General features: G+C 57.9%; 19 protein-coding genes. 11 read left to right on the top strand and 8 right to left on the bottom strand.

Annotated elements, in window-relative coordinates; all coding sequences use genetic code 11:
• Nucleotides 1-45 precede the first annotated feature (45 nt).
• Nucleotides 46-1,209: a sensor histidine kinase gene (locus ACHUE7_RS02775; protein ID WP_394168624.1), complete on the bottom strand. Its 1,164-nt coding sequence runs from the start codon at nt 1,207-1,209 to the stop codon at nt 46-48.
• Between the two features lie 187 nt (nt 1,210-1,396).
• On the opposite strand from ACHUE7_RS02775, the gene ACHUE7_RS02770 reads away from it, so the two are divergent.
• Nucleotides 1,397-2,773, top strand: a complete 1,377-nt coding sequence (locus ACHUE7_RS02770; protein ID WP_394168623.1) for a response regulator — start codon at nt 1,397-1,399, stop codon at nt 2,771-2,773.
• 46 nt (nt 2,774-2,819) lie between these two features.
• On the opposite strand, the gene ACHUE7_RS02765 is transcribed toward ACHUE7_RS02770, so the two are convergent.
• The 4 genes from ACHUE7_RS02765 to ACHUE7_RS02750 all read right to left on the bottom strand — a co-directional run bounded on the left by ACHUE7_RS02765 (nt 2,820) and on the right by ACHUE7_RS02750 (nt 8,404).
• Nucleotides 2,820-4,295 carry a two-component system sensor histidine kinase NtrB gene (locus ACHUE7_RS02765; RefSeq protein WP_394168622.1) on the bottom strand — a complete coding sequence of 492 codons (1,476 nt, stop codon included), beginning with the start codon at nt 4,293-4,295 and terminating at the stop codon, nt 2,820-2,822.
• The gene (locus ACHUE7_RS02760) at nt 4,292-6,229 is read right to left on the bottom strand and encodes an ATP-binding protein (RefSeq protein ID WP_394168621.1); all 1,938 of its coding nucleotides are present in this window, start codon (nt 6,227-6,229) and stop codon (nt 4,292-4,294) included. The genes ACHUE7_RS02765 and ACHUE7_RS02760 overlap by 4 nt, the downstream gene beginning before the upstream one ends.
• A 60-nt stretch (nt 6,230-6,289) precedes the next feature.
• Complete coding sequence (locus tag ACHUE7_RS02755) at nt 6,290-6,955, bottom strand: glutathione S-transferase (RefSeq protein ID WP_394168620.1); 666 nt, start codon at nt 6,953-6,955, stop codon at nt 6,290-6,292.
• 132 nt (nt 6,956-7,087) lie between these two features.
• On the bottom strand, nt 7,088-8,404 hold the full coding sequence (locus ACHUE7_RS02750; RefSeq protein WP_394168619.1) for a TolC family outer membrane protein: 1,317 nt from the start codon (nt 8,402-8,404) through the stop codon (nt 7,088-7,090).
• A gap of 303 nt (nt 8,405-8,707) precedes the next feature.
• Between ACHUE7_RS02750 and ACHUE7_RS02745 the strand changes: the two genes are divergently transcribed.
• The 9 genes from ACHUE7_RS02745 (at nt 8,708) to ACHUE7_RS02705 (ending at nt 17,825) form a co-directional block, all read left to right on the top strand.
• Nucleotides 8,708-9,319 carry an NUDIX domain-containing protein gene (locus ACHUE7_RS02745; protein ID WP_394168618.1) on the top strand — a complete coding sequence of 204 codons (612 nt, stop codon included), beginning with the start codon at nt 8,708-8,710 and terminating at the stop codon, nt 9,317-9,319.
• Nucleotides 9,320-9,349: 30 nt separating this feature from the next.
• A complete protein-coding gene (locus tag ACHUE7_RS02740; protein ID WP_394168617.1) occupies nt 9,350-9,811 on the top strand; it encodes a DUF1249 domain-containing protein in 462 nt (153 codons plus the stop codon).
• A 326-nt stretch (nt 9,812-10,137) separates the two neighbouring features.
• On the top strand, nt 10,138-10,944 hold the full coding sequence (gene cpdA / locus ACHUE7_RS02735; protein WP_394168616.1) for a 3',5'-cyclic-AMP phosphodiesterase: 807 nt from the start codon (nt 10,138-10,140) through the stop codon (nt 10,942-10,944).
• 187 nt (nt 10,945-11,131) lie between these two features.
• Nucleotides 11,132-13,027 carry a DNA topoisomerase IV subunit B gene (gene parE / locus ACHUE7_RS02730; RefSeq protein WP_394168615.1) on the top strand — a complete coding sequence of 632 codons (1,896 nt, stop codon included), beginning with the start codon at nt 11,132-11,134 and terminating at the stop codon, nt 13,025-13,027.
• A gap of 353 nt (nt 13,028-13,380) precedes the next feature.
• On the top strand, nt 13,381-13,884 hold the full coding sequence (gene cobU / locus ACHUE7_RS02725) for a bifunctional adenosylcobinamide kinase/adenosylcobinamide-phosphate guanylyltransferase (RefSeq protein ID WP_394169148.1): 504 nt from the start codon (nt 13,381-13,383) through the stop codon (nt 13,882-13,884).
• Nucleotides 13,885-14,000: 116 nt separating this feature from the next.
• The gene (gene cobT / locus ACHUE7_RS02720; RefSeq protein ID WP_394168614.1) at nt 14,001-15,056 is read left to right on the top strand and encodes a nicotinate-nucleotide--dimethylbenzimidazole phosphoribosyltransferase; all 1,056 of its coding nucleotides are present in this window, start codon (nt 14,001-14,003) and stop codon (nt 15,054-15,056) included.
• Nucleotides 15,057-15,061: 5 nt separating this feature from the next.
• Nucleotides 15,062-15,856 carry an adenosylcobinamide-GDP ribazoletransferase gene (locus tag ACHUE7_RS02715; protein WP_394168613.1) on the top strand — a complete coding sequence of 265 codons (795 nt, stop codon included), beginning with the start codon at nt 15,062-15,064 and terminating at the stop codon, nt 15,854-15,856.
• 41 nt (nt 15,857-15,897) lie between these two features.
• Nucleotides 15,898-16,446 (top strand): histidine phosphatase family protein, encoded by a 549-nt coding sequence (locus ACHUE7_RS02710; RefSeq protein ID WP_394168612.1) that lies wholly within the window; start codon nt 15,898-15,900, stop codon nt 16,444-16,446.
• Between the two features lie 56 nt (nt 16,447-16,502).
• On the top strand, nt 16,503-17,825 hold the full coding sequence (locus ACHUE7_RS02705; protein WP_394168611.1) for an NAD(P)/FAD-dependent oxidoreductase: 1,323 nt from the start codon (nt 16,503-16,505) through the stop codon (nt 17,823-17,825).
• 240 nt (nt 17,826-18,065) lie between these two features.
• On the opposite strand, the gene folE is transcribed toward ACHUE7_RS02705, so the two are convergent.
• The 3 genes from folE to lpxL all read right to left on the bottom strand — a co-directional run bounded on the left by folE (nt 18,066) and on the right by lpxL (nt 21,331).
• Nucleotides 18,066-18,704: a GTP cyclohydrolase I FolE gene (gene folE, locus ACHUE7_RS02700; RefSeq protein ID WP_348475879.1), complete on the bottom strand. Its 639-nt coding sequence runs from the start codon at nt 18,702-18,704 to the stop codon at nt 18,066-18,068.
• A 92-nt stretch (nt 18,705-18,796) separates the two neighbouring features.
• Nucleotides 18,797-20,212 carry a M17 family metallopeptidase gene (locus ACHUE7_RS02695; protein WP_394168610.1) on the bottom strand — a complete coding sequence of 472 codons (1,416 nt, stop codon included), beginning with the start codon at nt 20,210-20,212 and terminating at the stop codon, nt 18,797-18,799.
• A gap of 138 nt (nt 20,213-20,350) precedes the next feature.
• Nucleotides 20,351-21,331 carry an LpxL/LpxP family Kdo(2)-lipid IV(A) lauroyl/palmitoleoyl acyltransferase gene (gene lpxL, locus ACHUE7_RS02690; RefSeq protein ID WP_394168609.1) on the bottom strand — a complete coding sequence of 327 codons (981 nt, stop codon included), beginning with the start codon at nt 21,329-21,331 and terminating at the stop codon, nt 20,351-20,353.
• A gap of 85 nt (nt 21,332-21,416) precedes the next feature.
• Between lpxL and ACHUE7_RS02685 the strand changes: the two genes are divergently transcribed.
• The gene (locus ACHUE7_RS02685) at nt 21,417-21,566 is read left to right on the top strand and encodes a hypothetical protein (protein WP_394168608.1); all 150 of its coding nucleotides are present in this window, start codon (nt 21,417-21,419) and stop codon (nt 21,564-21,566) included.
• Nucleotides 21,567-21,590: the final 24 nt, after the last annotated feature.

Here is a 21,590-nt window from a genome sequence, read left to right as displayed (position 1 = left end):
GTTGCTAACATGTTAACCTCGCTTCCCATCGACAATACGATGTCGTTATGCACTCCCTGTGTCCTGGGTGAATTTAGGAATTCGTCCGGTGAAAATGGTACCCTGCCCAGGCTTGGATTCAAACGTCAGGGTTCCACCATGACGATGTAAAATGTTGTAACTGAGCGACAACCCGAGCCCGGTACCCTGGCCAATCGGTTTTGTTGTGTAGAACGGTTCAAAGATGTGTTTCTGAACCTCAAAGGGTATTCCGCTTCCATTATCTTCAACGGCAAACCAGACGCTCGCGTCGTCTTCACCGGTTGCAATCCGGATCGTACCTTGCTGTTCAATGGCTTGTGCAGCATTAACAATCAGATTCATTGCGACCTGCTTTATCTGATTTGCATTACAGTATACTCGCGAAACCGACTGATAACTTTCCTTTACATCACAGCGGTATTTCACCTCGTTGTACACCAGCTTAAGGGTCGATTGAAACACCTCTTTCAAGTCGCACTCCTCCATACGACCATCATCAGCGTGGGAGAAGTCCTTCAATGCGGCGATAATATCCCGCACCCGGGTGGCCCCTTCAGTTGATTCGCGAATGCAATCCTGAATATCGTCCCGTAAAAAGCCATAGTCGATAACATTCAGTTGTGCCTTTACTTCATCCAGACTTTTGGCGGTCTCAATCATGTTAGCGAGCCCCGTCAACTGATTGACGTAATGTGACAAAGCGTTAAGGTTGGAGTTGATGTAGCCAATGGGGTTGTTGATTTCATGGGCAACGCCGGCAGCCAGTTGGCCGATAGCCGCCATTTTTTCCGATTGAATCAACTGCTGGTTACGCGTCGACAGGGTGTTTTGCACACCGGCTACCGCATCGCCTTGTGCCATGAGCCAACTGAACACATCCGCGATCACTTCCGAGTCCTGTTCCGTTTCGCTGTCAACATCCGACAACAGGGTCAGCACCCAATACTTACACTGTGATCGCGTTTCTATGGGCATTAACAAGCCACTTCCCGGGTGATTCTTCAACGGCACTCTCAGTGCATCGCCCTCGAAGGTTGTCAGCTCAGGGTGGTTAAACAGCTCGGCAAAACCCAGTGAAGCCAGATCATCCACCGTCAGCCCGGCTTGCAGTGAGGCACGATCGCCGCTCCAGCCCTGTGCGGGCTCATTCCAGTAGCGCAAGGTTCTGTGCAGATCAAAAACGAACATTGGTGCTTCCGGTCGTTGTAACCAGTTGGCAGACATGGCGTGGTGGTCTCTTGGACGGGATGACTGCAGCCGGTATAGCAAAGGGACTTAAAAGGTGCAAACGATACGCTGTCGCAAGCGAATGCTTTAAGCTACGATGACTGCAGGAACCATCACTAGCCGGCGCCCATCCAATTGCGGAGTGAGCATGAGCCAAACCACTGATGCAACCACAAACACCCCTTATGACGTCGCACAGGCGTGCATACTGGTCGTGGACGATGACGACAATGTCCGGCGTTCACTGAAACGGCTGTTGCACCGACACCAGTATCAGGTTGTCGAAGCCGACAATGTCGATCTCGCCATTGAGCTGTTAGCGGGAAAAACCGTCGATCTTGTACTGACAGATCTGCGCATGCCCGGCAAGGATGGCATCGATCTGCTGCGTCACGCGTACAAACACCACCCCAATGTCGCCCGTATTCTGCTGACCGGCCATGCCGACCTGGAGCATACCTTGCGAGCCATCAACGAAGGGGCCAGTGGCGTTATTCTGACCAAACCCTGGGACGACAGCACTCTGCTAAGAGCCGTACAGGAACAACTTGAACGAGCCCTGTTGAAACGAGGCAACGAGCAGCTGCTGCGCATAAACCTCGAACAGAATAAAAAACTGCTGGAGTTGAATCAGTCACTGGAGAAACGCGTTGCTGAACGAACCCGTGCCTTGCAAACGTCGCATCAGTCTCTGGAGAAATCGCATAACTCTCTGATGCAAACATACCGTTCCACTATTCGGCTCTTGCTGGAAGTGTCAGCGGTTAACCCGGGCATAGACAGCACCCTGGCAAAAAACATGGCCGAAGTGAGTGTCACCTTGTCGAAAGCGCTCGAGCTTCCACCCGCCGAGGTTACTGCCATTCGCTATGCCTGTCAGTTGCACGAGATCGGCAAATTGGCCCTTCCATCCGAATTGAACCAGGCCCGGGAATCGCTGCTGACGTCCAACGCCTGGCGCGACTACAGCATGTACCCTGAACGCGGTGCACAGTTGCTGACCAGCGTTGATTACCTGGCAAAGGTCAGTCTGTACATCAACCATCATCGTGAACACTGGGACGGCACCGGCTTCCCACACAAGCTAAAGGAAGAAGAAATTCCACTGGGCAGCCAACTGGTGTTGCTGTGCCGGGATTACACCCTGGCACTCGAAAAATACCGCGAAAAGAAAGCCCGACTGGGTAAGCGTGTTGGCAGCATGAATATCCAGATCGAGGCGCTGAAAGACATTGAACCCTGGGTTAATTTTCGCTATCCGGAATCACTGTACCTCACGCTTAAAGAGTCGATGGCCGTTGAAGAAGTGGAGGTCGAAGATGACGATGAGTCGGCCGATAAAAAAGGACACCTGGTTTCGGCTCGCACGCTGGAACCTGGCATGGTGCTGGCGCAGGATGTCTATACCAACCAGGACATACTGATGCTGACCCAGGGCCAGAAGTTAACCGCCCGACACATTGAAAAACTACTGGCGCTGGAATCGGAATTTGGTCGCGACCTGAGTATTTACATTCAACACTGACCCGAAACTCCAGAGGTGTTTTTTAACGGACAATGTCCGGTTTCAGTTACTCTGCATCACCCACAACCGGAAAACAAAGCCTCATCCGGGTGCCGGCATTGTGTTCCGACTGTATCTGCACTTCACCGCCCGATTGAGTAACAAACCCAAATACCTGGCTCAACCCCAACCCGGTGCCCCTGCTGGCCGACTTGGTGGTGAAGAATGGCTCAAACGCACGCTGCCTGGTTGCGTCGCTCATGCCATGGCCAGTATCCGTCATCTCGATGATCACCCAGTCGGTTCCCTCTGCGGTTTGCCCGTCGCCAAAGACCGCTTTTTCATCCGCTCTGCTGACAGTCAGCTGAAGTGAGCCACCATCGGGCATGGCGTCGCGCGCGTTAATTGCCAGATTCAACATCGCATTTTCCAGCTGCCCCTGATCCAGTACCAGTGCCGGCAGGTCCGGTTGTAACGACACGCTAAAATGGATGGCCGCGCCAACACTGTTGCGCAATACAGGCTCCAGCGATTGAATCAGGCTGGTGAGCTCAAGGCGCCTGGGTGTCAGCGACTGGCGCCGGGCAAACGCCAGCAAACTGTCGGTCAAGCGCTCACCGCTGTCGGCCGCTTGCAGAACGACATCGGCCAGCTCCCGGGCCTGGGGGCGGTCGACCAGCATATCCCGCAGCAACCCCGTGTTGCCGGTTACCACCGCCAACAGATTGTTAAAATCGTGCGCCAGACCACCGGTTAGCTGCCCAATCGATTCGAGCCGCCGGGCCTGATTCAATTGTTCATGCAACTGACGATACTCGTCCATGTCAGTGGCGGTGCCATACCAGCGCAGGCCTGCTTCCAGATGCCCAACCGGTTTGGCACTGACCAGAAAATGACCATAGTGGCCGTCGTGCCGGCGAATGCGAAATTCCATGGTGTAAGGCTGACTTGTTCTTACCGCGCGTTCCCAGACGGCCATGGTCGGTTCCCGATCATCGGGGTGCAGCAATTCCAGCCAGCCATCCGGCAAGGTGATGGCTGAAATTGGAATGCCGGTATAGTCGGCCAGTGCCTGATTCAGAAAATCGACCTGCCCCTGATCATCCGCCATCCAGACGATGACCGGCAGTGCATCAGTCAGCTCTGTGAACAGTCGTTGCCGGTAACGGGCGTTGCTCTCCTGTTTCAAGCGGTCGGTGTCGAGTCGCTCAATGGTCAGTCGACGGGCGGTCAGCAGGGCATTCTGCCGGGCCAACAACACACTGACAATTACCACCAGCGCCAGACTCACCAGTCGATTGGTCCAGAACACCGATGGCCGCACCTCGGCCGAGCCAGAGGTATAAACCCCTACAATAATCAGCAAGGCAGACGCCAGACCAACGCCCAACACCCAGCGTCGGCTATCCATAAAGACCGTGAGAATCAGCACTGGCAAGTACAACATGCCATGAGCAAAACCGAGCGGGGTGTACGCATCGGTCACAAACACGACCAGCACCGCCAGTACAGCAACCCCTTTCAAGCCAAATAGTAGGTTCATGGTACAGTCCAGTGCCTGGTGCCCATCGGCTTACCCGCGTCTTCCGGCCATTCAATAATAAACCGGCTGCCTCGATTCGGTGTGCTCTCGACCCGAATGGTGAGGCCATGCTGGTGCACAATTTTCTCGACAATGGCCAGACCAATGCCCGTGCCTTCAACATCCGGTGACTGGCCAACCCGGTAGAACGGCTTGAACAGGTTCGGGTTCTTAGTCACATCAAACCCCAGGCCATTGTCGGCAACGATTAATTGCAAATGGTTGTCGTTGGAAATTTCCGTGTGAATGGCGACTTCCAGAGCAACTGCCGGTCGACGAAATTTAAGGGCATTACCAAGCAGGTTGAGTAAAACCTGGCGCCATTGACTGCTATACCCTTGAATCTGTGGCAGTGGTTTGCGAACGATGCGGGCCCCAGCTTCATTTAGCCTCAATTCGAGGTCAGCCAGAACCTCATCCAGCAGGCGGTCGAGATCTACGGGTTGCTGTGGCTCGTCAATTGCGCTGAGCTGGGCATACCTGAGCAGCGCTTGTATCAGGTTGCGCATCCGCACGGCTGCTTGTTGCATACGAACCAGGAAATGGATCTGCTGTGTACCGAGGTGTTCCGTATCCCGTTGCAGACGTTCGGAAAACATCTGAATTTTACGTAGCGGTTCTTGCAGATCGTGGGAGACAATGGCTGCGAAGGATTGCAATTCATCGTTGCTGCGCCGCAGGTCCGACAACAGACCATCAATACGCTGCTCGGCCGACTTTCGCGCAGTAATATCGCGCGCGGTGCCAACAATACGGATCACCTGGCCAGCATCGTCTTTGACCGGGAAGGCCAGATCCTCGATCCAGCGGATGCCTCCGTCTGGCCGGCTGATGCGGTATTCAAGCTGATAGTGACCGCCCGATTGCAACGCCTGTGCCTTGATCACCCGGTCACGATCGTCAGCGACCACACAGTCAACCCACACCCATGGCTGTTGATAAAGCGTTGCTACCGGCACACCCCAAATTCGCTCGAACGCGGGGCTAACGTACAACAGGGTGCCATCCCTCTGCGTTAGCCAGAACACTTCACTGACCTGCTCTGCCAGTTGCTGAAACCGTCGGTCACTGTCTTCCCGGGTGCGGTGTACCTGGTCTTGTTCCAGTGCCAGTCGAACCAGACTGACCGCTCGTTCCAGAACCCGTCGCTCTCGCTGCCCGTCTTCGAGTTGACTGAACCCAGGGCAATAGAGTTTGGCCAGAAGCCGACCGGCGTCATCTCTGACCGGCCACACATCACCACTCGATTTCCCGGAGAGTTCGGTCGACTCACGGAGTAAATCATCGCACGCCCGGGCCGTAAGACTGACCGTGAATATCGCCTTGCCTGGCTGGGAGCTGGAGTCAGACAACACCAGCGCACTCTGACCACCGGGTGTTAGCACATCGAGCCCGTTTAGTATGGCCTCGATCAATGCACTTAGGCGGGCACCACCAGACATCAGGGTCAGAATGGAAGCTTCCCAGGTATGCAACTGCTCCGTCAGCAAGTCGGCGGTCACATCAACAAAGCTGATCACCATGCCCGAAGCCTGGTCGTCGGCCACGGGCAGGCAGTCGTAACTGACTACGCGGCTGATACCATCGAGCCCAACAAAACGGTCGCCTTCGATACGCCGCTCGCGGTTATCAGACAGTGCCTGGCGAATCGGGCTCTGGCCCGGGGCATAGCGACGCCCATTGCTCATGCAATGGTCACACACCGCCTCCCAGGCCTGGCCGTACAGGGCATTGCCATCCCCACCAAACAGTTCGCAGGCGGCCTTATTAATCAGTTCAATACGACCCTGCGCATCCAACTGGACAATGCCTTCACGCAATTTATCAATCAACGCCCAAGCGACCGCCGCATTGGGGGATGGCCGGGCACTGTGCGTTTTATTGTGTTCAGGCATAACCGCTCAAATCAGAAAACAGAGACCGGAAGTATAGCCAAATACGTGGTTACACCAGCGCTACAGGGTGACCGGTCCACCCTTGTCGATAGCCACCTGATACGCCGGGCGTGCACGCAACCGTTCCAGATAGGCCGTCAACGCCGGATAGGCATCGCCCAACCCATAGCGACCGGCTGCCGCTTCCAGGGGGTAGCTGAGCTGAATATCGGCACAGGTAAAGCGGTCGGCAACCAGCCAGTCACGGTGCTGCAAGTGATCGTTCAACACCTGAAGCTGGGTATCCACCTGGGGTTGAATGTAACTGCCAATCACGCGACGGGTGATGTTTTTCGCCACCGGTTTGGCGAAAAACGGCATGCGGGACTTGGGCACCCGCCGAAACACCAGCGTCATCACCAGCAAGGGCATTAGTGTGCCTTCGGCATAGTGCAGCCAGTACAGATAGTCGGCCCGGTCAGGTTCCGCCGCTGGTACTGATAATGCCTTCTCGGGATACTGCTCCGTCAACCACTCCAGAATGGCTCCGGATTCCGCCAGAGTCATATCGCCCGTCGTAATCACCGGCGATTTACCGAGCGGATGCACGGCTTTCAATTCAGCCGGAGCCAGCATGGTTCTGGGGTTGCGCTGGTAGGTTTTTAACTCGTACTCCAACCCCAATTCTTCAAGCAACCACAGCACCCGGTGCGAGCGCGATTTTTCCAGGTGATGAACCGTCAACATAATTCAGGGACTCCTGCCTGATGCAATCTAAACACAAAAAAGCCAGCAAACGCTGGCTGGCTTAACTAACGGTATTCTGTGCCGGAATTGAGTGGATGGTAAAAAAAGCCAATCAAAAAACCAGGATCTGCCTTAAAAACTAACCAGATAAGACTCAATTTGTTCCAGGTCACTCACTGACAACTGACCGGCCGACTGCTTCAATAGTAACCCACTGATCACATAATCGTAACGGGCATTGGCGAAATCCTGCCGGGCTGCAAACACAGCCTGCTGGGCGTTCAGTACTTCAACAATGTTCCGCGTTCCGACTTCGTAGCCTACCTCAGTCGCTTGCAAAGCGCTCTCGCGGGATTCCACGACGCGCGCCTGGGCATCGATATTCTGCGCCGCTGTGCGCAGCTGCCGGTAATAGGTGCCCACCTGAATTCGGGTATTGCGCTTCAGTTGTTCAAGGCGCTGTTCCGCAATGTTGTTTTGCAAACCGGTTGATACGATTTGTGCCGAGGTAGCGCCACCGGTGTACAGCGGAACCGACAACGACAGGCCGATTGAACTGCCCAGCCGGTCGTCAAAGTCGACACCATCGCTGGCGTTGTCCTGATAATTGACCGATGCACTGGCACTGAGCACGGGCAAACGGTTATTGCGCCGCGCCTGCAGCTCACGCTCGCCGGATTCCAGGCCTTTCTGGGCCGCGAGAATGCTCGGGTGATTGTCCAGGGCGTAATCGATCCAGCGATCCTGACCATTCTCGACCGGCATGTTGATCGGCAGACGGGTACCAATGGCCATGACCGAATCCGGCACTTCACCGGTTAATACCGAGAGGTTCTGCAGGGCGATGTCGTACTCGCTGTTGGCGCTGATCAGGGCCACGCGGGATTGATCCAGCGTGGCCTGAGCGTCCAGCACATCCGTCACGGTAACCAGACCCACTTCATAGCGTTGCTCGGTTTGTTCAGCCTGGCGCTCCACAGCGCGCAGTTGCGTCTGGGCTGAATCGAGGCCTTCTTTGGCGCGCAACACACTGATGTAAGCCTCAGCCACGCGCACAATCAATGACTGCTGGGCAGCAATGGTTTCGATTTCAACGCGCGACGCATTCAACTTCAGGGCTTCATAGGCGTCTATTGCCGCCAGCGCAAAAATATTCTGGCTCGCCGTCACCCGGGCGCTGACGCTCTGGCCATTGTCGAAATCGGGGCCGACACCATTGCCAGGTGTGCTCGACACGGTGTAACCCGCCGAGGCATTAACGCTCGGCAACAGTTCGCTGAAGCCCGAGTCTACCTGCACGGCCGATACTCGCTGGTTGAGCGACTGAATCGCCAGTTCCGGGTCGTTCTCGAGCGCTTGCTGATAAACATCCATCAGCGACACCTCAGCCCAGGCTCCGGCGGAAGCCAGCGCCAGAGTGATGCTTGCTACAAATCGATTCACTGCCATTGTTCCTGTCTCTTGGTTATACGTTTGTCGGCGAACCCGGTTATTGCCGGTACACCGCCGTGACGGGCACTGTTCTGGTATCGAACCGCCATTATGCCGCCTGGGGCGCAGGTTTACAGTCGTCGGCCCGGGCTTTACGGATTATTGCACCAGTGTGACCCGAATCCCCCCCAACCAGAAGCCCCAAAAGTCACCATCGCCCGGGCAGCCAACTCGACGCCGGTGCTGACTGTGCCATACTGTCGCGCCATACCCGTGCCGACCCAACCGGCCTGAATCACGACGCTGACCCAGAGGATGCCCATGAGCCGTGACACCCTGACGTTCCACCACACCATTGACCAGGTTGAGCATCTTTACGAAGGCTTCTACCGCATGGACCGCTACACTCTGACTCACCAGACATTCGCGGGCCAATCCCTGACCATACAGCGCGAACTGATGGACCGTCACGATGCGGTGTGCGTGCTGCCGCTGGACCTGGCCACCGACCATGTGGTGCTGGTCGAGCAGTTTCGGGTCGGCGCCCTGCGCCTGGCCAACCCCTGGTTACTGGAACTGGTGGCCGGGCTGATTGATAAAGACGAGGTTCCCGAACAGGTTGCCCGCCGCGAAGCCCAGGAAGAAGCCGGGGTTGAACTGGGTCGGCTACACCCCATCACCCAATATCTGCCCTCGCCGGGCGGCACCAATGAACGCGTGTTTCTGTTCGTTGGCGAAGTCGACAGCCAGGGCGTCGGCGGCATCCATGGCCTCGACGAGGAAGGCGAAGACATACGCGTCCACCGGGTGCCGCTGGAGCAAGCCTTCGCCTGGTGTAAAGACGGCACCATCAACAACGCCGCCAGCCTGATCGCCCTGCAATGGGTGCAACTGAACCTGACCTGGCTGAGAGACCACTGGTCCGCTCAATGAAACCTGTACCACCCGGAGGCCATCGCCACCTTGATCAATAAACGCTACATCCCGGATTTGCCGGAGCAAAATGCCCTGTCCGAGGCCAACTTCCTGCGCCTGGAACGGCTGCTCGGTGATATGAGCAAAAGCCACTACGCCTTTCAATGGGGCGGCGGCAAGGGGCAGACACCGGTGCGCGTGCAAATTGATGTGCAGGAGCGATTCAAGTTCACCACCACCCTCACCCTGAGCAAAGACAACCCCGCCCTGCCCGAACCGCTCAACCAGGTGCAGCTGACGCTGCGCATGTACCACGATGCGCGTATGGCTGAAGTCGTCACCTGGGCCAAGGGCAAGCAAATGTCGGGCGTATACCCCTACCCGAACGAACAGATGTACCAGATCGATGAAAAAGCCCAGGCCAACCAGTATCTGGGCGAATGGCTGGCGCACCTGATGCAGCACGGCGTTACCGAAGAGCGCTGGCAGCCTACGTCGCCGGAGCAGTAACAGAAAGAAAGCTCACTTCATTCTGTGCGGTAAGTGGGCTCAAGCTCAAATTTCGCAGTTCGCTCAGGAGACTAGCAGCGGGTGCCGGGTATACCCCTGTGGGGTAGTCCGCAGCAGGGATGCTGCGGTCTAGGCTCCACGGATGGATTTACGCCGACCCCACAGGGGTATACCCGGTGCCCGCTGCGGACCAATGCCTCTCAGGAAACCTGAACTCCGAAACTTGAGTTTAAAAAGAGAGCCAGGTCGCGAAATGCACAGGGCGTGTTACATTTAGCCCGAACTTTGTGTAAAAATGGATTTATAACCGTTGACTGCGGATTGACATGTTGAAACAGCAGACAGTACGAGTGGTGCAAATCACCGATAGCCATCTTCATGCCAGCCAGGAAGGCACTCTGCTGGGCATGAACACCCTGAACAGCCTGGACCTGGTGCTCGACCGCGTGGTCGCGGAGCGCCCGGAGATCGACGTTGTGCTCGCCACCGGCGACATCGCCCAGGATGGGTCCGTCGGCGCCTACACCACCTTCATCGGGCGGATGGATCGCCTCGGCGCACCCGTATTCTGGACCGCAGGCAACCACGACGACCGCGAGCATATGAGCCAGGCCCTGGCACTGACCGGCCGGCCGTCCATGGCACGCAGCGTCTTTACCACCGACGACTGGGTCATTGTACTGCTCGACAGCACCGTGCCCGGCAAGGTCTACGGCCACCTCGCCGCCGACCAGCTCGCCCTGCTCGACCGAGCCCTGACCCAACACAGCGACAAACACGCCCTGGTGACCTTTCACCACCACCCAAAATCAATGGGCAGCCGCTGGATCGATAAGATCGGCATTCACAACGAATCGGAACTGATGGCCGTGCTGGGCCGCCACACCAACGTGCGTGCCCTGCTGTGGGGACATGTGCACCAGAGCAGTGATGAAGTGCACGATGGCCTGCGATACCTATCAACGCCTTCGACCTGCGTTCAGTTCGAACCGAAAAGCAAAGATTTTTCGATCGACACAGAAGGCCCTGGCTACCGCTGGCTCGACCTGCATGCCGATGGCAGCATAGACACCGGCCTCACCCGCGTTGAAGGCGTCGACTTCGAGATCGACTACTCCGTCAAAGGCTACTGACCGGCCCGGTATTGCCGGTCTGTAGCCCGCCTGGCAGCGGTTTGGTCCATGCTCGCCGTGCGGGCAATACCCCCTGGCACTCGACGCCAGTGCCGCTTAGCCATTATCCTAACCCCATTCTTCAGCCCCTTCCTGGCTGACTTTCAGCAAGAACCTTGCGAGACAGATTGATGAGGCACTCCCGAGCATGAGTCAGAGCAATTATTCGGCCGACGCCATTGAAGTCCTGAGCGGTCTTGACCCGGTGCGCAAGCGCCCCGGCATGTACACCGACACCACCCGCCCCAACCACCTGGCCCAGGAAGTCATCGACAACAGCGTCGACGAAGCCATCGGCGGCTATGCCACCAGTATGGAAGTGGTGCTCTACAAAGACGGCTCGCTCTCGGTTGCCGATAACGGACGCGGCATGCCGGTGGATATTCACCCTGAACACGGCGTACCCGGCATCGAACTGATCATGACCCGGCTGCACGCCGGGGGTAAGTTCTCTGGCAAGAACTACCAGTTCTCGGGCGGTTTGCACGGCGTGGGCATCTCGGTGGTTAACGCCCTGTCGACGCTGCTGGAAGTCTCGGTAAAACGCGACGGCAAACTCTACCGCATGGGCTTCGCCAATGGCGACAAAGCCTCCGAGCTTGAAGAGATCGGCAATTGTGCCAAGCGCGACACCGGCACCACCGTGCGCTTCATGCCCGACCCCAAATACTTCGATAGCGGCAAATTCCTCGCCAGCCGTCTGCGCCATGTACTGCGTGCCAAAGCGGTGCTGTGCCCCGGCCTGAAAGTCACCTTCTACAACGAAGAGAAAGACGAAACCGACACCTGGCATTACGAAGATGGCCTGCGCGATTACCTACACAACGCCACCGTGGTCTACGACCCGATTCCAGCCGAACCCTTTACCGGCGCGTTCAGCAGTGAAGACGAAGCGGTCGACTGGGCCGTACAATGGCTGCCCGAAGGCGGTGAAGGCGTACAGGAAAGCTACGTTAACCTGATTCCGACTGCGCTGGGTGGTACCCACGTCAACGGCCTGCGCCAGGGCCTGCTCGACGCTCTGCGTGACTTTTGCGAATACCGCAACCTGCTGCCGCGCGGCGTCAAGCTGAGCCCGGAAGACGTCTGGGACAAATGCCACTACGTGCTGAGCTTCAAACTGCGCGATCCGCAGTTTTCAGGTCAGACCAAAGAGCGGCTGTCGTCGCGCCAGGCTTCAGCCTTTATTTCCGGCGTGGTTAAAGATGCCTTCAGCCTCTGGCTGAACCAGCACACCGACATCGCCGAACAGATCGCCGAACTGGTGGTCAGCAACGCCCAAAGCCGCCTGAAGCAGGCCAAGAAAGTCGCCCGCAAGAAAGTCACCCAGGGCCCTGCCCTGCCCGGCAAACTGGCCGACTGCTCCGGCAGCGAAACCAGCCGCAGCGAGCTGTTTCTGGTAGAGGGTGATTCAGCCGGCGGCTCAGCCAAACAGGCCCGCGACCGCACCTTCCAGGCGATCATGCCGCTGCGCGGCAAAATCCTGAACAGCTGGGAAGTCGCCAGCGATGAGCTGCTGGCCAGCGAAGAAATCCACAACATTGCCATTGCGCTGGGCGTCGACCCCGACACCGACAACCTTGAGGGTCTGCGCTACGGTAAGGTCTGTATTCTCGCCGATGCCGACTCGGACGGTCTGCACATCTGTACCCTGTTGTGCGCCCTGTTCATGCGCCACTTCCGCGCCCTTGTCGACAACGGCCACGTCTACGTCGCCATGCCCCCGCTGTACCGGGTCGACATCGGCAAGGAAATCTATTACGCCCTCGATAACGACGAACGCGACGGCATCCTCGACCGCATAAAAGCCGAAAAGAAACGCGGCAAAGTTCAGGTCACCCGCTTCAAGGGCCTGGGTGAAATGAACCCGCTGCAGCTACGCGAAACCACCATGGACCCGAATACCCGGCGCCTGGTGCAACTGCGCATCGACGACAACGACGTCGCCGTCGAAATGATGGACATGCTGCTGGCTAAAAAGCGCTCCGGTGACCGTAAAAACTGGTTGGAATCCAAGGGTAATCTGGCTGACATCGCCGTTTGACGGCTACTCCGGCTTGAGTGCCTTGAGTACGCGTTCCCGACCGGGTATCCCTGTCCGGGGTCGGCGTAAATCTATCCATGGCGGTCCGACGCTTCGGGCTTAGACCGCATGATATGAATCCCCTCCATGGGATTCACCCATACGGGCTCGCTTCGCTCATGCTAAAACGCTCCTGGCGTTTTAGTCCATGTTACGGACTACCCCAGACAGGGACACCCAATCGCCAACGCTCGCTCAGCATCGATTTTTAGATTGCCTCCAAAGGCTATAGATTTACCAACTATTAAATGCCCACATCAAAGGTATCTCGGCATGTGTGGTCTATCGTTCAAAACCGGAGATCTCATTTGACTGTGCACCTGATCCTCGGCGGAGCCCGTTCCGGTAAATCAAGTTATGCCGAACGCATTGCTCTTGCAGCCGACGGCCCACTTCACTATCTGGCCACAGCCGAAGCCGGCGATGCAGAAATGGCAGACCGACTGGAGCGACACCAGGCCCTGCGCTCTCCCCGATTCGAAACCTGTGAATGCCCGCTGACGCTACCCGAGGAACTGGCCAAAAGAGATCAACCTGGCCACACTGTTCTGGTAGATTGTCTGACCTTATGGCTTAGCAATTGCCTGCTAACCGAGACTGCATCCTGGTCTGAACGGCGTGCCGCCCTGTTGGACCAATTGCGACAACCACAGGCTGATATCCTTCTGGTTAGCAATGAAGTCGGCCAGGGCATTGTGCCCCTGGGCGCACTGAACCGGCGTTTTGTTGATGAAGCTGGTTGGCTGCATCAGGCTATCGCAAAGCAGGCTGATCAGGTCACCTGGGTTGTGGCTGGGTTACCGCAAAAATTGAAATAACTGGATTGTTTGACTTGGTTTTTACCATGGCTACAACTCAAGTGTCAGCTGCCGACGAGGCAAACCCAGCGGGCAACCAGGGATCCAAACTCACCCACCAGAGGGAACGTCAAATTATGCCGAAGGATCGATTTACCATTACCGCCGCAGACAACAGTCTTGATGCTGTTATCCAAAATACGCTCGATAACAAGACCAAGCCGCCCGGTTCTCTGGGTCAGTTGGAAGCAGTGGCGGCGCAGATCGCTCGTATTCAGCAAAGTTTAAGCCCGCAGCTCAGTCGGTTGAATCATTGTGTATTTGCGGCCGACCATGGTGTTTGTGAGGAAGGTGTCAGCCCCTACCCCAGCGACGTGACGCGCCAGATGGTGCTGAACTTTATGGCCGGTGGTGCCGCCATCAACGTGTTTTGCCGGCAGCAGGACGTTCGGTTGACCGTGGTCGATGCCGGGCTCAAGGGGGATCCACTGCCCGCCCACCCTAACCTGATTGACGCCAGGCTGGGCGACGGCAGCGCGAACTTGATGCGTCAGCCCGCCATGAGCCGCGAGCACTACCAGCTAGCGGTCGATAAAGCCGCCGACATCATAGAAATGCAACTGGCCGAAGGCGCCGACATTCTCAGCTTCGGTGAAATGGGCATTGGCAACACCACCGCGGGTGCGGCGCTGATGGCCGCCTGCCTGAAGCTCGACCCGGCCGACTGCGTAGGTGCCGGAACCGGGGCCGACGCCACACTGATTGAACACAAAACCCAGGTGGTTCGCCAGGCACTGGCTCTGCACCAGGCAGGCCTTACCTCGGGTCGCGCCATCATGCAGCACCTGGGTGGGTTTGAACTGGCGATGATCGCCGGGGCCATGGCGGCCACGGCAGAACTGGGCAAACTCTTTATTGTCGATGGCTTTCTGGCAACGGCCGCCCTGCTGACTGTCTGGTACGACCACCCGGAGATCCTCGACTACGCCTTGTTCAGCCATGTCTCCGGCGAGCAGGGTCACCAGCGCATGCTCACCGCTCTGGGTGTAAAACCCCTGCTGCAGCTCGACTTGCGTCTGGGCGAAGGTACCGGTGCGGTATTGGCCTGGCCGCTGATTCGGGCCGCCGTTGCCATGCTCGATGAAATGGCCAGCTTCGACAGTGCCGGCGTCGATACCGCTGGGGGTAATTGAGCGCAATGCCATCACCGGATACCCCCCGAACGGAACCCTGGCTCGTCACCCAGTGGCACAGTTTCTTCAACGCCTGGATCTTCTTCTCCCGCCTGCCGCCGCCCCCGGGTATCCGCTTTGACGACGCGCTGCTGAACCACAGCAGCCGTTATTTTACCTGGGTCGGGGCGATTCTCGGCCTGATGTTGGCGCTGGTCGTGATGGCCGCAGGCACCTTATGGACCTGGCCCGTGGCGGTTGCACTGATGCTGGCTTTCAGCCTGTTGCTGACCGGCGCCTTTCACGAAGACGGCCTGGCCGACACCTTCGATGGCTTTGGCGGTGGCTTCACCCGCGAGGCCGTGCTCACCATCATGAAAGACAGCCGCCTGGGCACCTATGGCGCGGCAGCCCTTGTAGTCACCCTGCTGATTCGCTGGCTGGCCTGGACAACCCTGTTCGAGCAAGGCCTGTCGCCCTGGTGGGCGCTGCCACTGATCGCTGCCTGGAGCCGGTTCTGGGCCATCTCAACCCTCTGGACGCTCCCCTACGCCCGCGACGACAACAGCAAAAGCAAACCCCTGGCCACCCGCTTTGGCACAGGCGCCTCGGTGCTGGCATTGGTACCCGTAATGGGGTTAGTCTGGTGGCTAAGCCCGATGCAGCTGCTCGGCCTAGCGCTTGGAGCCCTGTTGCTTCGCGCCCTGTTGAACCGCTGGTTTATGCGCCGCATTCAGGGCTACACTGGCGACTGCCTGGGCGCTGCCCAGCAACTGCAGGAAACGCTGGCCGTGCTGATCTTGCTGGCGTTCATTGCCTGAGCAGGGATAGAAAACCTAACCGTCATCATGGAAGGATACCGGTGATACTGATTCGACACGGCGCACCGGCCGAAACCGGTGTCTGTTACGGGCACAGCGACCCGACTCTGGCAGAACCGGCGGAACAAACCGCCCGGTCGCTGCCTGCCAGGTTCGCGCAGCGACCAGGGCCCTTGTATTGCAGCCCGTCACCTCGCTGTCTGGCCATTGCCCTGGCCCTGGCCCCGGCTGATCAGATAATGGAGGTCGAGGCGCTGCGAGAACTGAATTTTGGCGACTGGGAGCAACGCCCCTGGTCCGATATTGATCGCGACGCTCTGGACGACTGGGCGAAACAGCCGCTCGATTACTGCATGCCGGGCGGGGAATCCGGCCGCGATCTGTTCAGCCGGGTATATGCCTGGGCGATGCAAACATCACTCGATGAGCACAGCATCGTGATTGCCCACGCTGGCAGCCTGCGCGCCCTGGCTGCAACGCTGTTGGAGCAGCCATTTGAGCATACCTGGCAGTGGCCAGTACCCTACGGCATTGCGTTAAAACTGAATTCCCGGGGCACCGGGTTCGATTTATGGGAGCAGGATGACTAGTCCTCCAGAATTGAGAACAGCCCCGAACCGATTATTCATGACCAAAGGAGTCCAATGTGACTCAAAACACAACCACTCAGCCGGAGAACATTGTCATCATCGGTGGCGGTGCCGGTGGCCTTGAACTGGCCACGCGCCTGGGCAAAAAGCTGGGGCGGCGCAAGCAAGCGCATATTACGCTGATCGACCGCAACAACACCCACCTGTGGAAACCGCTGCTGCACGAAGTCGCCGCCGGCTCGCTGGATGCGGGTGTCGATGAGGTAAACTACCGGGGCCAGGCGCGCCGTAACGGCTTTCATTTTACGCTGGGCACCGTCTGCGATCTGGACCGGGAAAAACGCGAGGTAATTCTGGCGCCCCTGGTCGACAGCGAAGGCACCACCGTGCTCAATGAACGCCGCGTCCCCTACGATCAACTGGTCTTTTCTCTGGGCAGCGTCACCAACGATTTCGACATTCCCGGCATCAAGGAACACTGCATGGTGCTCGACGCCCCGGCCCAGGCCGAGCGCTTCCACCAGCACCTGCTCAACGCCTTTCTGCGACTCGACCGGGCCCGGGCTCAGGGTCTGGATGAACGCTTAAAACTGGTCATCGTCGGCGGCGGCGCCACCGGGGTTGAGCTATCGGCCGAGCTGTACAACGCTGCCAGCGTACTGAAAGACTACGACCTCGGCCACGTAGGCCCGGAACATCTGGACGTTACCCTGGTCGAAGCCGGGCCGCGCATTTTGCCCGCCCTGCCCGATCGCATCAGCCAGACGGTCACCCACGAACTCGGTCAACTGGGCGTCACCGTCCGCACCCAGACCAAGGTCGTCAAAGGCCATGAGGGTGCACTGGAAACAGACGATGGCGAACGCATTGAAGGGTCGATCATGGTATGGGCGGCCGGCGTGCGTGCTCCGGGTTTTCTCAAAGATCTGGCCGGGCTGGAAACCACCCGCAACAACCTGATGCTGGTCAGTGCCACGCTGCAAACAACAAGAGACGACCGCATCTGGGCCCTTGGCGACTGCAGTGCCTGCCCGCAACCCGGTGATCGCTGGGTACCGCCCCGCGCCCAGTCGGCACACCAGATGGCCAGCCATGTTTATAAAAACATGCTGCGTCAGCGCCAGCAGAAGCCTCTGCTTGAATACCGGTATAAAGACCATGGTTCGCTGATCAGCCTGAGCCGCTTCAGCACGGTGGGCTCACTGATGGGCAATCTGACCCGGGGCAGCATGATGATCGAAGGGCGAATCGCCCGGATGGTCTACATCAGCCTGTATCGGCAGCATCAGGTGGCACTGCATGGTGTGGCCAGAACGGCACTGCTGACGGTAATCGACCGGTTAAATCATGCGATTCGGCCGCGGTTGAAACTGCACTGAGATCGAACTATCTGCACGCAACCTGGTTTCATACTGAATCGGGTTGCTCGCTAACTCTAGTGTTGGAGTTCGCCCGGGAGACTAGCGCCGGGTGCCGGGTGTGCCTCTGTGGGGAAGTCCGCAACATGGATGTTGCGGCCTAGGCTACATGGACGTATCTACGCCGACCCCACAGAGGCATACCTGGTAGCCGGCGCGGTCCATAGCCTCCAATGTGACCCGAATTCCGTAACTTGGCTACTAACTTAAAAACTCAGTACGCAACCCGGCGTCTTTTTTGAATACCCCTCCCAGCGCTATGGTCTCGGTCTGGGACTGCTCATCCATTACGCCGCGTGCTTTTACACAGTAATGCTTCGCATCAATATGCACGGCCACGTCATCGGTGCCGAGCAGCACTTGCAGCGATACCATTATCTGACGGGTCAGACGCTCCTGCACCTGAGGCCGTTGGGCGAAGAAGCGTACCAGGCGGTTCAGTTTCGACAGGCCAATAATCGTATCTTTGGGAATGTAGGCAATGCGGGCACAGCCATCGATGGTGATGAAATGATGCTCACAGGTGCTGAGCACGCCAATATCCCGCACTTTAATCACCTCATGCAGGCCCATCTTGTTCTCGATCTGGGTGATCTTAGGGAAGGTGCTGTAATCGAGACCGGAGAAAATCTCTTCAACGTACATCTTGGCGATGCGCGCCGGGGTTTCCATCAGGCTGTCGTCGGTTAAATCGAGCCCGAGGGTACCTGCCACTTCCGCCATCAGCCCGGTGATGCGCTCTCGTTTCTGTTCATTGCTCAGGCCATTGTCGACCATGGGGGTCTCCAGACCCTGGTGCACCAGTGCTTCACGGACAGCTGCGGCTTCGTTACTCAACATGGGCGGGCACTCTTTGCAATTAGGTGGGGTTACCGGGTTGTACGCAGTCAACCCGGGGCCAGATGACAGCCCGATGACGATTTCTGGCAGACTCAGTCTGCACCGGACGACCAGTCCTGCAGCCACTGCAGTGTGAGGCGAACACCAAAGCCAGTCACATCCGTTGGAACATGGGCCAGGCCTCCTTTGTGGCTATCGGCCGCCAGATCGACATGCACCCAGGGTACGCCCGCCTCCACAAACCGGCTCAGGAAGCGCGCTGCGTCAATATGGTCGGACGACTTGCCCGGGTTGCACTGCTGAATATCGGCAATGTCGCTTTTAATCTGGTCATCGTAATCCGGGTCGATCGGGAAAGGCCAGACCCGCTCTCCGCTGCGCTGGCCGGTACTGATCAGCGGCATCCACCAGGCATCATGGTTGGTAAAAACGCCACTGTATCGGGTAGAGAGGGCAGCAATGCAGGTGCCGGTCAGGGTGGCGTAGTCAAATACCCATTTCGGCCGTTCGCGCGACGCCAGCGTCAGGGTATCAGCCAGAATCATCCGGCCCTCGGCATCGGTATCCACCACTTCAATGGTGGTGCCGTTCAACGCCCGCACCACCTGATTGGCATGATAGGCATTGGGCCCCAGGTGGTTGGCTACGAGGGCCAGCCAGCCGGTCATGTTGAACGGCAAACCCAATCGGGTGGCTGTCAGCAGGCTGCCCAGCACTACCGCGCTGCCGCCCATATCACCGTGCATGCCAAACATGCTGCCGCTGATTTTCAGGTTATAGCCCCCGGTATCGAAACAGACGCCCTTGCCGACCAGGGCCAGGGTGTCGGTTGATTCCGGTTTGCCGCGATACTGCACCCGCACGATGGAAGCATCCTGACTCTCCGAGCCCTGGGCTACGGCCAGAAAGGCGCCCGCGCCCATTTGCTGCAGCTCTTTATAATCGTATACCCGAAAACCCCAGCCTTCGGCTTCGGCCAGGTCTTCCACCCAGTCTCGATAGGACCAGGGCGTCAGCTTGTTGGCAGGCATCGTTGACAAAAACCGGGTCAGGGCATTGCCTTCGGCCTCGGCACAGCGAATGCGCACGTCAGCATCGGCGATCGGCCCAACCAGCGTAATACGCCTCACCGTCGGTGCCGGGGCGGGGTCCTGCTTGAAGGTAGGCAACACATACAAAGCCGCCAGTGCCGCACTGAGCAAGGCGTCTAGTGCTTCGGCACTGTCGGCCACCAGCGTCAGATGCTGATCACCCACCTGCCAGGCACCAGACATCGCCTTACGCGCCTGAGTCAGGCGCTCGAAAACGGAACTGGCCGTCGCCAGCTTAACAAAGGTCCACTGCCCCTTTGGCGCTTCATCTGGCGCCAGCGTTTGATCCCGCTCGCGATTTCGGTCGGCAATGACAGTCAACACACTGCGTTCACGCCATTCCAGCACAGCATCACTGTCAGTTGGTACTGAGGCGGCGATTTGGACATCAAAAACGGGATAGTCGAAGGCTTTCATAGTCACCTTGGTTAGAAGCCTCTATGGGCTGCGGTAATCGTTGTCTCTGAGGTTGCTCGAGCTTGGCTTGCTTGGTTGCCAGTCGTCCGTGCCTGGGGCCGGGTAGTCCGGCACTAGGCACAGTGCCAAGTAATGACATTAATAAACAGAAGGCTCGCCCTCAGGCCGGGTTTTAAAACGCTTGTGCAACCACAAATACTGGTCTGGCGCTTCCCGTACACAGCCTTCCAGCCAGGCATTAAAACAGGCCGCATCGGCGATGTCATCTCCACTGGGGATCGGCAGCGGCGGGCCAAAGCGGGCGCCGTAATCGAGCAGTGACGGGTTGCGGTAAAAGAACACCGGTATCACCCGGGCATTGCCCGATTTGGCCAGCTTGCTGGTCATGGTGACGGTTGCGGTCTGCATATTGAAAAAGGGCACAAACTCGCTCGCCTTGCGGCCATAATCCTGGTCGGGTGCGTACCAGACGATGCGGCCTTCGCGCAATGAGCGGATCAGGCCTTTCATGTCGCGGCGTGCCAGGGTGCGTTCGCACCAGCGCTCGCGCGAGCGGGTCATAAAGTAGTTGAGCAGGGCGTTATCGTGTTTGCGGTAGACCAGATCGTAGGGTTTGATCAGACCGAACAGTGCACCGGCCATATCCAGAATAGCGAAGTGCCCCCCAACCAGCAGAACGCCCTGGCCGTCTTTCTCGGCCGCATCCAGATGCTCCACGCCTTCCCAGTGCACGCGCGAGCGCATACGCTCTATCGGGCGCACCCAGGAATCGGCCGTTTCGAAAAAACCCAGTACATTGGCGAAAAAAGTATCACGAACCAGTTTCTTGCGCTCTGCTTCGGTTTTCTCCGGGAAACACAGATCGATGTTGGTTTTGGCAATGTGATGCCGGCTGCGGGCGAGGCGCATGGCCAGGGGCGTCAGTATATGGGCCAGGCCAATGCGAACTTTACCGGGTATATACCCAATCACATACATAAAGCCGATGAACAGCCAGGCTCCCCAGTATTTGGGCGCCAGAAAGTCGCTATACTGGGTGCCTTCGGTAACACGCGAGTCGCGCTGACGGCGCCCCGGCCGCTTGGGCGGGGTCGGTGGTGAGGGGTTCGCTTGACGCATCGGGCTCATGAATCGTTAAATGGACCAGCAGTTTATCAAAATTATCCACTAACCTTCGAACAATTCCCGTCAAGGATTCGCCAACATGGCCAAAGCATTGCCCAAGTTCCTAACCCGCCGCCGCGCTGCCCACAAGCTATTAAGCTGGCTGGCCGCCATGCAGGTCAGATGGCAAGGCTATAAAGACGCACGCAGCGCGCTGAAGGCCAAGCACAAGCGGGACAAACACCAGTAAGCTTTGGTGCCTCAAGTACGTGCC

Source organism: Saccharospirillum alexandrii (assembly GCF_043641555.1).
GTDB classification, from domain to species: Bacteria; Pseudomonadota; Gammaproteobacteria; order Pseudomonadales; family Natronospirillaceae; genus Saccharospirillum; species Saccharospirillum alexandrii_A.
The sequence above is the reverse complement of the archived record's forward strand: the minus strand, read 5'-3'. Positions and strand labels throughout refer to the sequence as shown.

Coding starts and splice junctions, on each gene's coding strand:
- ACHUE7_RS02765 (WP_394168622.1), bottom strand. CDS start 4,295: ATGAACCTACTATTTGGCTTGAAAGGGGTTGCTGTACTGGCGGTGCTG.
- lpxL (WP_394168609.1), bottom strand. CDS start 21,331: ATGCGTCAAGCGAACCCCTCACCACCGACCCCGCCCAAGCGGCCGGGG.
- cobT (WP_394168614.1), top strand. CDS start 14,001: ATGCCGAAGGATCGATTTACCATTACCGCCGCAGACAACAGTCTTGAT.
- ACHUE7_RS02695 (WP_394168610.1), bottom strand. CDS start 20,212: ATGAAAGCCTTCGACTATCCCGTTTTTGATGTCCAAATCGCCGCCTCA.
- ACHUE7_RS02745 (WP_394168618.1), top strand. CDS start 8,708: ATGAGCCGTGACACCCTGACGTTCCACCACACCATTGACCAGGTTGAG.
- ACHUE7_RS02715 (WP_394168613.1), top strand. CDS start 15,062: ATGCCATCACCGGATACCCCCCGAACGGAACCCTGGCTCGTCACCCAG.
- ACHUE7_RS02760 (WP_394168621.1), bottom strand. CDS start 6,229: ATGCCTGAACACAATAAAACGCACAGTGCCCGGCCATCCCCCAATGCG.
- ACHUE7_RS02685 (WP_394168608.1), top strand. CDS start 21,417: ATGGCCAAAGCATTGCCCAAGTTCCTAACCCGCCGCCGCGCTGCCCAC.
- ACHUE7_RS02770 (WP_394168623.1), top strand. CDS start 1,397: ATGAGCCAAACCACTGATGCAACCACAAACACCCCTTATGACGTCGCA.
- cpdA (WP_394168616.1), top strand. CDS start 10,138: ATGTTGAAACAGCAGACAGTACGAGTGGTGCAAATCACCGATAGCCAT.
- folE (WP_348475879.1), bottom strand. CDS start 18,704: ATGTTGAGTAACGAAGCCGCAGCTGTCCGTGAAGCACTGGTGCACCAG.
- ACHUE7_RS02750 (WP_394168619.1), bottom strand. CDS start 8,404: ATGGCAGTGAATCGATTTGTAGCAAGCATCACTCTGGCGCTGGCTTCC.
- ACHUE7_RS02775 (WP_394168624.1), bottom strand. CDS start 1,209: ATGTTCGTTTTTGATCTGCACAGAACCTTGCGCTACTGGAATGAGCCC.
- ACHUE7_RS02755 (WP_394168620.1), bottom strand. CDS start 6,955: ATGTTGACGGTTCATCACCTGGAAAAATCGCGCTCGCACCGGGTGCTG.
- parE (WP_394168615.1), top strand. CDS start 11,132: ATGAGTCAGAGCAATTATTCGGCCGACGCCATTGAAGTCCTGAGCGGT.